This is a genomic window from Umboniibacter marinipuniceus, assembly GCF_003688415.1.
Classification (GTDB): domain Bacteria; phylum Pseudomonadota; class Gammaproteobacteria; order Pseudomonadales; family DSM-25080; genus Umboniibacter; species Umboniibacter marinipuniceus.
Genome location: NZ_REFJ01000004.1, coordinates 199,450 through 212,532 on the forward strand (window position 1 = coordinate 199,450; position 13,083 = coordinate 212,532).

Here is a 13,083-nt window from a genome sequence, read left to right on the forward strand (position 1 = left end):
TAGGATTAGATTACAATAGGGCAATCAGCCTAGTGAGACAACCATGGACCGTTTAGACCAACTACTCGTTAACCAAAAGCTCTGTGATTCCAGAAACCGAGCCCAGCGCATGATAAAGCAGGGGAAAGTTCGTTTTCGATTATCCGATAGCCACGAGTGGTCAACGGCCTCCAAGCCTAGTCTTAAGTTACCAAGTGACGTACAGCTTTCCCTTGAGTTAAGTGATGAGGATAGATTTGTCTCTCGCGCCGGCCTGAAACTCGAAGGTATTTTAAGCGGCCAAGGGATCAGCTTAGCGGGTCATTCGGTACTAGACATTGGCTGTTCAACGGGCGGGTTCTCAGACTGCGCACTGCAGTATGGTGCGGATCGGGTGGTAGGTATTGACGTAGGGCATGGCCAATTACATCCAACCCTACTCAACAACCCCAAAATGGTCCTACGGGAGGGCGTTAACGCTCGAAATATGCCATTCGATGAGCTCTTAGCTATTGTTCCCGGCGGCTTCGACACGATTGTGATGGATGTATCCTTCATCTCCCAAACCTTGATCTTGCCGAACATCCAACCACTACTGAAGCCCTCTGGGCAGCTGATCAGCCTCGTGAAACCCCAGTTCGAAGTAGGCAAAGCACATATTGGCAAAGGCGGTATTGTTCGTGACACAGGGCTTTTTACCAAGGTTGCTGCGCAGATTCAGGAGTGCTGTGCGCAACACTTGCTCACCGTTAGGCATTATGAAGAAAGCCAGATTCAGGGCTCGGATGGCAATCGTGAATTCCTGTTAATCGCCACCCCGAAAACCAATTAGCCCGAAATCCAAAGCTTCTTCCCTTTTGTCTATCTAGCTCATTCATCACGACTGCCCTATCGTCTACGCAGTGATTTCAGTAAGCGTTATTGCGCTAAATTGCCATCTAAGCTAATCCACTAAGCGTTATCGCGCTCGCTCGGCTTCTCAGCTAAACTGAGTTTAGTTACCGCCGATTTGACTTAGAGGAGTTACCGATGGAGTACTTCCGTTCGCTTGCGTTATTAACTGCAACTCATTTGCTGCTAATAGGTTGCGCGCATCAGTCATCGTTAACGGGCTTGCCGGCCCCTGTTTCGTCCGAGTTAATTATGCAAGGTCCGTCCACCGAGGTTATGAAGCCTGTAGACGTCGGCTTTATGGCGGATTCACCCTCGCTCACTGGCTTCGCAGAGCAACTTTTAGCTGCAAACAACCACCAGCTATTTAGCCCGCTTCGCCTCAGTAGCTCGGGTGACAACATTGCTACCACAACCCAAGTAAGCCGAATCTATGACACCACTGTGGTCGGTACGCCCAGACAGAGAAAGGCACGCATTGACGACATCATCAACTCCTTCTATCGCAACGACAACTACCAGTTCCAATACCAAGCCGATGGTAATTTCAGCGCCGCAGAAGCCTTTGAGCGACAGGCCGGAAATTGCGTAGCCTTCTCTGCGCTCATGGTAAAACTTGCCCGCTCGCAAGGCTTAGAGGCGTCCTTCCAGATTGTCGAAACGCTCCCTGGATGGGATCAAATTGATGCCGAAACGGTGATGTATATTCGCCATATCAACACCAATATTGGCATCAGCGCCTACGAGTCAATTAACGTTGATATCAACAGCCCGCGCGATGCAGTGACAGTCCGAAGCCGACTCATTAGCGACCAAGAAGCCGAAGCAGAATTCCTAAATAATCTCGCCATTGACGCGCTTGCCAGCGACGACTTCTCGCTTGCCCACCAACTACTTTACCAGTCGCTGTCTTTGAACGATCAATCGGGGGGTTCTTGGTCTAACCTCGGTACTTTATATCGGCGAATGGGCTATGATGACTGGGCTGAGCAGGCATTTCTAAAAGGGGCTACTGCGCTCTACAACGTTGAAACCGCACAGAGCAACCTAGAACGCTTCTATCGTCAACGCCAGCAACTCGCCTATGCAGATATCCTCGCCGATGCGCTCCAGGAGTATCGGGAGAGCAACCCTATTACCCACCAGCGACGCGCACGAGAACAAATGATTGCCGGAGACTTCGATGCGGCTATAGACCACTTAGAGGTCGCGTTGGCGATAGCGCCCAACTTGCACTCCACGCTCTACATGCTGGCAATTAGCCACGAATTTTCCGGGGACAACGAGCTTGCTGATAGCTATCAACAAGCTGCCAACGATATCAGCGAGCAGCGAGACTCGTTGCGTTTTGAGGCAAAACGCCAAGCGCTATTAAGCATCCATAGCGATTAGCTTGCCCACCTCTCAAGGCGTGACTAACCCTGCAAAGCGGTCACTCGCCAAGCAATGCCAGAGGGTGCGCTTCGTTGCAGGTGAAGAAGGATTCAATCAAACTTGGGCTGACTTCATTGATGTCCGCATGCTGCCAGTTTGGGGACTGGTCTTTATCAATCACAAGCGCCCGAACGCCCTCAGCGAAATCAGCTTGCTGAAGACAGCGAACGCTCATCCACCATTCCATTCGAAAGACATCGGCCAACGACATCTCGCCAGCCCGATGCATCTGTTCCCAAACAAGGCAGGCGGTTAATGGACAGCCTGAGCGATACTTCTTCGCGGCAGACTCAATAAAGTCGATACCCTGGTAAGACTTCAACGCCTGATCAATCTCACTCAGGTCATTGCTGGCGCAAAGCGAATCAATCTCTTCACGGTAAGCCAACAGGCGCGGTGCTAATGAGCTTGCCGAGGACGCCAGCTGGGCCAATAACTCCGTGAGCTGCTGCCGCGGCTGCTCCCAAGTCAACATAGCCATTGCCTTGGTGAGCTCCGAGTATTGCAGATCATCCAAACGATAGTCAGCCAAACCCACCCCAACCGCATCCGTACCATTGATTGAACAGCCGGTTAAGCCCATGAATAAACCGAGCTTGCCCGGTGCCCGCGAGAGAAAGTACGAACCGCCAACATCTGGATACAAACCAATAGTAATTTCAGGCATGGCAATGCGAGTAGTGGTAGTGACCACTCGGAAGGGCGCTTCAGCCAGCAGTCCTAAACCGCCTCCCATAACAATCCCATTCCCCCAAACCACAAGCGGTTTGGAGAACGAGTGAATGGCGTAATCAAGGGCATACTCCTTGGCAAAAAAGCTGCGGCCTTGGTCGCCATTCAAGCTTAATTCACGTAAATTCTTGATGTCTCCACCAGCACAAAGCGCTCTTTCCCCAGCGCCCTTGATGATCACCGCTACCACTGAGTCATCGGCTTCGCAGCTACGAAGCGCTTGGTGTAATTCAGCCACCATTTGCTCAGTCAAGGCGTTTAGCGTTTTTGGCGCATTGAGGGTGAGTTCAACGATGGAATGGCTATCCGCGGTAGTGAGGCGCGAAGTTAACATGACAGAATCAGACATAGGTTTTTCTTATTATGGTTGCTAAGTTGTCATGAGTATAACAAGCTAAAGTGGAAACAATCACCTTTAACAGAATCCAAGATCATGCTTAAGTTTACTGCTACCCGAATCGCTACCGCCATTTTAAATGGCTTCGAAGCCGCTATTGAAGATCATAACCGCGTGACCCTAGGCGCACGCGAACGTTTCGAACAGGCCGATTGGCAAGCTGCTGCCGACGCGCAAAAGCATCGTGCCGATGTGTACCGAGCGGGCATTGAAAAGGCTGCCTCGAAGCTGAGACTGGTAGCCGATGAAGCGTTGCATAATCAAGCGCTCTGGGCCGATGTTAAGCGTGAGTTTGCGCAGATGATAGAAGATCATGATAACCGCAATATCACCCAGACCTTTTACAATTCCGTTTACAGTAATTGGTTTAGCTTCGAACGCTATGACAATCAGTATTTATTTGTTGAGGGTGAAGGCGAGAAAAATCGTGACGTCAGCGCACGCGTATTTAATCGGTTCCGTCAGCAAAATAGCTTTCTCGAGTTAGCTATCAACCTATTAGATAGATATCAGTTTAGCGTCGCATGGCGACACCTAGAAAACGACGCACAGCATATCGCCAAAGCACTGGAATCACAGTTGCAGCCTCAGCTCACAACGTCGCTTGCCAATATCGAGGTGCAGGTACTCAAGTCGGTTTTCTACCGCAACAAAGGCGCTTACCTAGTGGGGCGAATTCTTCATGGCGATGCAATTACCCCGCTGGTGCTTCCCATCTCGAACATCCCTAGTGAAGGTGTCTTTGTCGACGCGGCGATCATCAATTCTGACGATGTTAGTGTTATCTTTAGTTTTACCCGCTCTCACTTCATGGTTGATGCCCCAATTCCACAAGCCTACGTAAATTTTTTGCATACAATTATGCCCGAAAAGCACCGCTACGAGCTCTACACTAGCCTCGGCTTCATTAAGCACGGCAAAACTGAGTTCGTCCGTAATTTCGTCGGTCATAGTGAAACGTCAGATGACCAGCTCGTGATGGCGGCTGGTACTCGCGGGATGGTAATGAGTGTGTTCACCTTAGAAAGTTACGATGTGGTCTTTAAAATCATCAAGGACCGCTTTCGTCCACCAAAATCCGTGACGCGAGCGCAGGTCAAAGCAAAATATCGTTTGGTTAGCCGTCATGATCGAGCGGGCCGAATGGCCGATACGCAGGAGTTTAATAATTTCTGGTTCGAACAGCAGGAATTCGACCCTGACTGTCTGGCGGAGCTCCTGCGTGAATGCGCAGCAACCGTAGAGCTCAAAGATAACCGAGTCTTAATTAAACATCTTTACATTGAGAGGCGGATGGAACCGCTCAACCTGTTTGTAAATAGCCAGCCCGTTGACGCCATCAACAACGCCATGGAAGATTACGGTAACGCGATTCGCGAAATTGCCGGTGCGAATATCTTCCCAGGAGACATGTTACTTAAAAATTTTGGGGTGACACGCCACGGTCGAGTCATTTTTTACGATTATGATGAAATTTGCTTTTTGGATGAGTGTAACTTCCGCGATATCCCGCCACCGCGAAATGCTCGCGACGAGATGTCATCGGCTCCGTGGTATTCAGTAGGCGAGAATGACGTATTTCCTGAGGAGTTCAGCTATTTCTTCAGCGGTAACCCTCATGCCAAAAAAGCCTTCGAGGCGTTTCATTCCGACCTTTATCAACGGCAGACCTGGCAGGAAATACAGCGACGAATTCGCGACGGCGAGAGTAGCTATGTCTATCCGTATCGAGTTGCTCAACGATTTTACCCGGAGATCAAAGCGCGCTAATCAGCCCCGTAAAAACCACAATTTTTTTCATGTTATTTCACCTCGCACTCCTCGTTTTTTGAACTAGTCTTTAAATATAGAGCTAATAACATCGAGGAGTGACCTATGAAGCTGTTAAATCACACTGTAGGCATCCTGACCCATCCAGATCAAGAATGGGCTCAGATTCGCAGTGAAAAAGAAAACAAACTCAGCGTGTTCTTAACACACGTCCCAATTCTTGCATTGATCCCCGTCTTAGCAACGTTCTATGGCGTGACTGAAATTGGCTGGGCATTCAATGGTAATCACATGTACCTCACCCAAGAGAGCGCCGCGAGTTTAGCAGCGGTTTCATACGTCGCCAATTTAGGCGTGGTATACATGTTAGGTGAATTCATTAATTGGATGACCGAGACCTTTGCCGAAAAAGAGATGGAAACCGGTAGAGGAATGACCATGGCAGTATTCCTGATGACGCCCGTCTTTCTGTCTGGCCTCGTTTTTGTTTACCCACACCTCTGGCTCTGCGCAACGGTGGCCATAGCCGGTATCGCCTGGGCGGTCTACCTCTGTTACGAGGGCATGCCAATTCTCATGAAAATCCCCAAAGAACGTGCGTTCATGTTCTCGTCTTCCGTGATGACGGTGGGCTTGGTGCTCCTCGTTATCATGAAGGTAGCTAGTGTGATTGTTTGGAGTATTGGTATTGGACCGGAATATACCAGTATGCCTTCGTAGGTAGCAGGTAACAGTAATTCAACTTTGGACTCCTTAGGTGGAGTCCTTGTTACACAAATTTAACTTCTCTCTGTTTGGCGCAACGATTTATTCACTGCGCCTTTTTTTCGTCTTTACTATCTGGACTAACACCCAACACCAACGCGCTTCACTTATGAGCCCTAGTACACCAATTCACTAGCTGCTCTTGCCAGTGTTCGCGTGAGCTATCATTGTGTACCTCATGCCGCACGCCAGGGTATACCTCTAATTGTTTCTGACCTGCCACCGACGAAGATAAGCGATAAGACGACTCCACCTCGTTGATCGCATCATCGGCGCCATGGCCTATCAAAGTAGGCACATCAATTAGTGATAATTGGGTGTTCACCTCAGCCAAAGTTTTTAGTAGTTCATTACCCCACCTAGCGGAAACTATTCCATGAACTAAGGGGTCTGCGAGGTAATCACTCACCACTTCCTTCTGAGTTGATATTTCCTCAGCCGAGAGGCCCAACGGCAAACTGAGCTTAGGGGTGATTGATGACAGCAGTTTAGCCGCAGCAATCCGCCACCAGCTTGCTTTAGCCGCCAACAGGGTTCCGCTGACCACAAGGCCGTTTATTGTTTGCGTTGACGACAGCCACCAGTCCAAGACTACCAGGCTTCCCATAGAGTGCCCCCAAACAAACAGCGGCAAATCCGATTCGTCTTTCAACGCTTTAACGGTGGCTTCAACTGGATCACGATAGTCACGCCAACTATTAATATGACCCCGAGCGCCCTCAGAACGACCATGACCAAGCTGGTCAAAGCCGTAAACGGAGATACCCGCTTGGTTAAGCTTCTTAGCAAGCGCTTCGTAGCGATGAATATGCTCGCCAACTCCGTGTACTATCAATAATTGGCTAACCGGCTTTTCCGCTTGCCATCTGGCGTGGTAAAGACTCATGACTCCTCCCTAAATGAGATACTCTCGCGTGCCCAATAGCTCACCAATCCACTGGCAAAGCTGCTCTAGATACTGTTGATCGATTTCATCAAAAGCGGCTGGATCATCTGAATCTACATCTAACACGGCTATCACTTGGCCGTTCTGATTCGTTACCGGCACCACGATTTCAGAGTTCGTTGTTGAGGCGCAGGCAATATGGTCAGCACGAGCGTGGACATCTTCAACAAGTTGGGTTTCGGCTTGTTTGGCCGCCGCGCCGCAAATCCCCCGATCAAAGTGAATATCAAGGCAGCCGTGTCCGCCTTGGTATGGGCCCACCTTCAATTGCTGAGGCGCTACCGTGCGATAAAACCCAGTCCAGTGGTAGTAATCAAAGCTCTGATGGAGCTCGCAGCAAATGGTGGACAGCAGTGCTATCAGGTCCGTCTCGCCGGCACAAACGGCTTGGATTCTTCTTAGCGTTTCTTGATACTGCTCGGACTTATTCACATTTACCTCTAAATGATAGGATTAAGGTTGGTTAAACGCATCTTGGCAATTACACTGCCAAACTCAGCTTTTGGAACAATTGTAAATGGTCAATGCCAACAAACAAGGTGTAATTGCCGCATTCGGAGCCTACCTATTATGGGGGTTGTTACCCGTCTACTTTAAGTGGATTGCGGACACTGGCGCGCTTGAAATCTTAGCTCACCGTGTGGTGTGGAGCGTAATCTTTTTGGCCATCATCGCCAGCATTGTCAAAGAATGGCGACAGGTTTGGCGAGCTTTGAGTGATTGGAAGACGCTAAAGTGGCTAATGGGTAGCTCCGCGTTTATCGCCCTAAACTGGCTGGTGTTCATTTGGGCTGTGAATGACGGTCGAATTCTTGAAACCAGCCTCGGCTACTACATCAATCCAATCATCAATTGTTTCCTAGCCATGCTGTTACTCGGGGAGCGAATGCGCCCTATCCAATGGCTCGCCTTCGCGCTAGCCTTTGTTGGCGTGAGTATTCAAATCTTTCAGGTTGGTTACCTACCTTGGGTCACACTTGTGTTGGCACTGAGCTTCGGTGGCTACGGGATCATTAAGAAGAAACGGCCCGTTGAGGCGAGAGTGGGGCTGTTCGTGGAAACCTTACTGATGCTGCCTTTAGCCATTGGCTATTTAGGCTATCTTTTCCACTCGGGTGACATGGTCTTTGGCCAATCTACTTCGGCGACTTGGCTGCTGCCCCTAGCTGGCGTGCTAACGGCGGTGCCATTACTGCTATTCACCGCGGCCGCAAACCGCATGCCTTTCACGGTATTAAGCTTCTTCCAATACGTTGCGCCCTCTATGACCTTCCTGTTGGCCATTTTGGTTTACGGAGAAACTTTGAGCGTCAGCATGCTCCTCACCTTTGCCTGTATTTGGACGGGCTTAGTGTTCTACAGCATCGACTCACTACGACGAGCTAACTCAGCTCGCCGGAGCGATCATGGCTAATCAGGCTGCGGGTACTCGCTCCAGCGCCGCTTTGAGTAAATCCCAGAAACGCGCTACTGCCGCAATCTCCACTCGCTCATCGGGCGAGTGAGCTCCTCGAATAGTTGGGCCGAAACTAATCATATCCCAATTCGGATAGATGGCTCCCAATATGCCACACTCAAGTCCCGCATGAATGACCTTTACCTTTGGAGCAAAACCAAACAGGTCTTCGTGGGTGTCGCTCATTGCCTTCAGCAACGGCGAATCCATCTTTGGCGCCCAGCCTGGATAAGCCCCCGTGAAACTAACGTTGGCCCCAGCCAGATAGAACCCTGCCGCCACCTCTTCACAGAATTCGTCGCGAGCTGAGTCCATTAGACTGCGAACCAAACAGCGTACCTTAATCTTTGATTTGCCAGCGCGAATAACACCCAAATTGTTAGAGGTTTCCACAATCCCCGGCAAACTCACGCTCATCTTCGTCACGCCGTGTGGCGTAGCATCAATGGCTCGAAGCAACCTCAGGATATCATCGAGTGGGATATAGTCAGCGGGTGATTTCGTGGGGACCACGGTAATTGACAGATTAGGCTCTGCCAGTTGCCATTCGGCGGCGATTTCCTCGGCGATTTCATCCAATACCGTAATCAGCTCATCTTCCTGAAAATCTGGGACTAGCAAGGTCGCGAAAGCTTCGCGAGCAATTGCATTACGAAGACTACCACCCTTAATATCAGCAACATTCAGCTCAATTCCTGCTTGAAGAAGCTTGCGGATAACCCGATTCAAGAGCTTATTGGCATTACCTCGAGTAAGATGAATGTCCACCCCTGAATGCCCACCCAACAGTCCTTTGACAGAGAGCTGCCAGGCGTTAACGTCTGCCGGCACCTCAAGGGGCTCGTAATCAAAATCCACATTCACATCTACGCCACCGGCACAGCCCACATACAGCTCGCCATCATCTTCGGTGTCAAGGTTGAACAGCAGGCTGCCCTTAAGCATACCGGGATCTAAGTTCATCGCCCCGGTCATTCCCGCTTCTTCATCAATAGTAAACAGCGCCTCAATGGGTCCATGCTGGATGTCGCTGGCATCCAGCACCGCCATCATCGCCGCCACACCCATACCATTGTCGGCGCCTAGCGTGGTGCCGTCAGCTTTTACCCAATCACCGTCAACGTAGGCTTTAATGGGGTCAACAAGGAAGTCATGCTTAGTCTCCGCGTTTTTCTGCGGGACCATATCAATATGGCTCTGTAGAATTGCCGTTTGAAGATGTTCGCAGCCCGGCATCGCCGACTTACGAACAATTACATTGCCAATACTATCCTGTTCCCAAGCTAGCTCTCGCGCCTCGGCAAAAGCCACGATCCAGTCAATAACGGCTTGCTCGTGCTTAGACGGACGAGGAATTTGAGTGAGTTCGGCAAAGAATGACCAGATTTTCTCTGGCTGAAGTTGTACATCAACAAGCGCTGTCACGGAGTTAGTATCCCATTACTAAAAACACCATTTTAGCGTGAATACGCTGACAGACAAAATCCGTAACACTGCCGATGTAAATTACCACAACACCATGCGCTTAATCGTTGGCACCAACGAGGGATTAGCAGTAACATGCTACAGTTAGACAAGCTCCACTTAAGAGGGATAATCATGAGTCAACAAATCGAATTTTACTACGATATCGCCAGCCCATTTAGCTATCTAGCTTGGCACCGACTCAATCAGCTTGTCAGCGAATATGATGCTCAGCTTATTCTTATGCCGGTAGCACTGGCTGACGTCTTCAATGAAACCGGCAATCTATCTCCCGGAAAAGTAGCGGCCAAAGCCAAGTATCTGCGCCGTGATATTGATCGTTATGCCAATCGCTATCGTGTTAACTTCACGCTCAATCCGCATTTTCCTATAGACACCAAGCTCATCATGAAAGCGGCCTTCGTTGCCAAAGAAAATAGCGCCTTGGCGGAGTATACCCACGCCCTCTTCGAAGCCATGTGGAGCGACGGCAAGAACTTAGCCGACGAATCAGTTTTCAAGCAGGTGCTCGAGGCAAGTGATCTTCCTAGCAAATGGGTTGATGACGCAAAAGATGACCATTACGGTGATCAACTGGATTCTGCAACACAGGCCGCTATAGGTAGAGGTATCTTTGGCGCACCAACTATGTTCGCCAACGGCGAAATGCTTTTTGGCCAAGACCGTATTTGGGTTATCGACGAATTACTTGGCGCGCGCTCGCCATTCTAAATCTATAATCCCTTCACCTAAGATTGACGTTTAAGAGAACAACGTGCCTCGAATCAAAGCGATTACCGAAGGGAAACGGCTGTTTCACCTCGGCATCCCCCTTATCATCTCTCAGGTGGCCCTCATTGGTATGTCGGTCACCGATACTTTCATGGCCGGTCAGTATGGTACTGATGACCTGGCAGGTATTGCCGTGGCGGCAGGACTCTGGCATCCACTCTTAGTTCTTCTGCTGGGTGTACTATCGGGCGTATCACCGTTTATGGCGCAAGCCTTCGGCGCTTCGGATTGGCGTTTACTCGGTCGCAAACTTGTGCAGGGCTGCTGGTTAGGCATTTTTAGTTCCGTGGTCATTATTGCCATGATCTACTGGCTTCTCCCTCAGCTCTTTGATTTTAGCGAGGCGCCAGAAGTAGATCGCGTGACCGATGGCTACCTCTTTGCCATTGCCTTCGGCGTGCCCGGCCTAGCTTTTGCTACCGTACTTAGATGCTTCTGCGAAGCGAATGGACACACCAAAGCGCCGATGATTGTGAACATTCTGGCCTTCTTCGCCAATATCGTGCTGGACTATGTGTTGGTATTTGGTGTGGGTGATAGTGAAGGTTTTGGCGGTATTGGCTGCGGCATCGCTACCGCCACCATATACTGGCTAACCGGTTTAGGCCTACTGGTTCATCTCCGTTTCAGCAAGAGCTATGACCACATCTGGGACACCCTGAAAGCGGAAGGCCCTCATCGGCAAACAATCGCTGACATTGTCAAAGTAGGCCTCCCTTCAAGCATCGGTTTTTGTGCCGAGGTCAGCTTCTTTGCTGTAGTCGCTATTCTGTTGGTTCCCTTCGGCTCAGACACCGTAGCAGCTCACCAGATTGCGCTAAACATGGCGAGTATGATCTTCATGATTCCCTACGGGATGAGCATGGCAATTTGCATTCGCGTTGGGCATCTGATTGGCCAGGGAGACCTAGACCAAGCTCGCTACGCTAGCTTTCTCACCATTGCAATGAGCTGCTCTATTGCCGTTATTACAGCCACGGCAACCTTGGTGTTTAAGGACGGCATCGTTGCCCTTTACACCAGCGATCCAACGGTACTCACCATTGCGCGTAATCTACTATTTTTCTCGGCGGCATTCCAAATTATCGATGCGGTACAGATCATTTCGGTGGGCGCACTACGTGGTTATAAAGACACCCGAATCCCCATGGTGATTCAGATTCTCAGTTACTGGGGAGTGGGCTTTACCGTAAGTTGGTCACTCAGCCTTGGGAATATCACTGGGACATCCTGGGAGGCCAGCGGCTTCTGGATGGGCTTCGTTGCCGGCCTAACGGCTGCAGGGCTACTTTTGATCTCCAGACTAAATAGGGTCTCAAAGAAATATCGTGTGAGTGGTACTGAATACTATCAGGGCTGAGATTGCTCGGCACTGCAGCACTTTGGCTCACGAGTCATCACTCGCAAATTCCGACTACCGACTACCGACTACCGACTACCGACTACCGACTACCGACTACTGAATGCTGAATGCTGAATGTCGAATGCCGAATGCTAACTACGGACTGGTGACTCAGTTAGCCCGCTAGCCCAACAAAAAAGGGCTACCTCATGGCAGCCCTTTTCTCGTCAAGCATTTCAGTGTTTGAAACTTACTTGGCTTTACCCTGCGCGGCAACTTCTGCCATCAGCTTAGCAACCTCTTCAGGATCACCAACATACTCACTAGACACTACCTGGAAGTTTTCGTCTAAGGTGTACAACAACGGCATTCCGGTTGGAATATTGATGCCCATTATCGCTTCATCGGAATAGTTCTCAAGGTACTTAACCAAGGCACGAAGGCTGTTGCCGTGAGCAACAACTAGTGGCTTCTTCCCGGCTTTCAAAGCCGGGGCAATGGCATCATGCCAATAGGGTAAAACTCGATCGATAGTGCACTTTAGGCTTTCCGCATTCGGTAATGCGCGAGCGTCAAGGCCTGCATAGCGAGGATCATTACATGGGTGCTCAGGGTCATCTACTGACATTGCTGGAGGTGGGGTATCAAAACTACGACGCCAGATCAGTACCTGCTCTTCGCCATGCTTTGCCGCCGTTTCAGATTTATCAAGTCCCTGGAGACCGCCGTAATGACGTTCATTAAGACGATAATTACGCTGAACTGGAAGCCAGCTTAGGTCCATCTCTTCAAGGATATTGTTCGAAGTGATAATTGCACGGCGCAACACGGAAGTAAAAACCGTATCGAACTCGATACCCTTTGCCTTTAGCATCTGGCCCGCTTTCTTAGCTTCGTCCAATCCGCGCTCTGATAGCGGGACATCTTTCCAGCCAGTAAAACGATTTTCTTTATTCCAAGTACTTTGACCGTGACGAACCAAAACCAACTGATACATGTAACTGCTCCCGTGCATGTTGAGATGCGCCGCAGTATAGCGTGACTTACAACGATATACGACCTTGGCGTGACTGAATTATAGGCATAGTGACTATATCTCGTGACAATATGGGTAA

General features: G+C 49.9%; 12 protein-coding genes. 7 read left to right on the plus strand and 5 right to left on the minus strand.

What is annotated here, in order from left to right; all coding sequences use genetic code 11:
• Positions 1 to 43 precede the first annotated feature (43 nt).
• Complete coding sequence (locus tag DFR27_RS09220) at positions 44 to 811, plus strand: TlyA family RNA methyltransferase (protein ID WP_121877175.1); 768 nt, start codon at positions 44 to 46, stop codon at positions 809 to 811.
• A 197-nt stretch (positions 812 to 1,008) separates the two neighbouring features.
• Positions 1,009 to 2,262, plus strand: a complete 1,254-nt coding sequence (locus tag DFR27_RS09225) for a transglutaminase domain-containing protein (protein ID WP_121877176.1) — start codon at positions 1,009 to 1,011, stop codon at positions 2,260 to 2,262.
• A 40-nt stretch (positions 2,263 to 2,302) separates the two neighbouring features.
• On the opposite strand, the gene DFR27_RS09230 is transcribed toward DFR27_RS09225, so the two are convergent.
• Positions 2,303 to 3,385, minus strand: coding sequence for an enoyl-CoA hydratase/isomerase family protein (locus DFR27_RS09230; RefSeq protein ID WP_121877177.1), 1,083 nt, complete (start codon positions 3,383 to 3,385; stop codon positions 2,303 to 2,305).
• 84 nt (positions 3,386 to 3,469) lie between these two features.
• On the opposite strand from DFR27_RS09230, the gene aceK reads away from it, so the two are divergent.
• Together aceK and DFR27_RS09240 are read left to right on the plus strand one after the other, a co-directional pair.
• The gene (gene aceK, locus DFR27_RS09235; RefSeq protein ID WP_121877178.1) at positions 3,470 to 5,203 is read left to right on the plus strand and encodes a bifunctional isocitrate dehydrogenase kinase/phosphatase; all 1,734 of its coding nucleotides are present in this window, start codon (positions 3,470 to 3,472) and stop codon (positions 5,201 to 5,203) included.
• A gap of 105 nt (positions 5,204 to 5,308) precedes the next feature.
• On the plus strand, positions 5,309 to 5,923 hold the full coding sequence (locus DFR27_RS09240) for a Yip1 family protein (protein ID WP_121877179.1): 615 nt from the start codon (positions 5,309 to 5,311) through the stop codon (positions 5,921 to 5,923).
• Positions 5,924 to 6,071: 148 nt separating this feature from the next.
• Here the strand turns inward: DFR27_RS09240 and DFR27_RS09245 are convergent, their stop codons facing one another.
• Positions 6,072 to 6,854, minus strand: a complete 783-nt coding sequence (locus DFR27_RS09245) for an alpha/beta hydrolase (protein ID WP_121877180.1) — start codon at positions 6,852 to 6,854, stop codon at positions 6,072 to 6,074.
• Positions 6,855 to 6,863: 9 nt separating this feature from the next.
• A complete protein-coding gene (locus tag DFR27_RS09250; RefSeq protein WP_121877181.1) occupies positions 6,864 to 7,346 on the minus strand; it encodes a GAF domain-containing protein in 483 nt (160 codons plus the stop codon).
• Between the two features lie 85 nt (positions 7,347 to 7,431).
• Between DFR27_RS09250 and rarD the strand changes: the two genes are divergently transcribed.
• Positions 7,432 to 8,328, plus strand: a complete 897-nt coding sequence (gene rarD, locus DFR27_RS09255; RefSeq protein ID WP_121877182.1) for an EamA family transporter RarD — start codon at positions 7,432 to 7,434, stop codon at positions 8,326 to 8,328.
• Here the strand turns inward: rarD and DFR27_RS09260 are convergent, their stop codons facing one another.
• Positions 8,329 to 9,795 carry an aminoacyl-histidine dipeptidase gene (locus tag DFR27_RS09260; protein WP_121877183.1) on the minus strand — a complete coding sequence of 489 codons (1,467 nt, stop codon included), beginning with the start codon at positions 9,793 to 9,795 and terminating at the stop codon, positions 8,329 to 8,331.
• A 174-nt stretch (positions 9,796 to 9,969) separates the two neighbouring features.
• Between DFR27_RS09260 and DFR27_RS09265 the strand changes: the two genes are divergently transcribed.
• Entirely contained in the window at positions 9,970 to 10,566 is a 597-nt protein-coding gene (locus DFR27_RS09265) for a 2-hydroxychromene-2-carboxylate isomerase (RefSeq protein ID WP_170150830.1), read from the plus strand.
• A gap of 43 nt (positions 10,567 to 10,609) precedes the next feature.
• Positions 10,610 to 11,986, plus strand: a complete 1,377-nt coding sequence (locus DFR27_RS09270; protein ID WP_121877185.1) for an MATE family efflux transporter — start codon at positions 10,610 to 10,612, stop codon at positions 11,984 to 11,986.
• Between the two features lie 232 nt (positions 11,987 to 12,218).
• Here DFR27_RS09270 and gpmA read toward each other — a convergent pair whose 3' ends face one another.
• Positions 12,219 to 12,965, minus strand: a complete 747-nt coding sequence (gene gpmA / locus DFR27_RS09275) for a 2,3-diphosphoglycerate-dependent phosphoglycerate mutase (RefSeq protein WP_121877186.1) — start codon at positions 12,963 to 12,965, stop codon at positions 12,219 to 12,221.
• Positions 12,966 to 13,083: the final 118 nt, after the last annotated feature.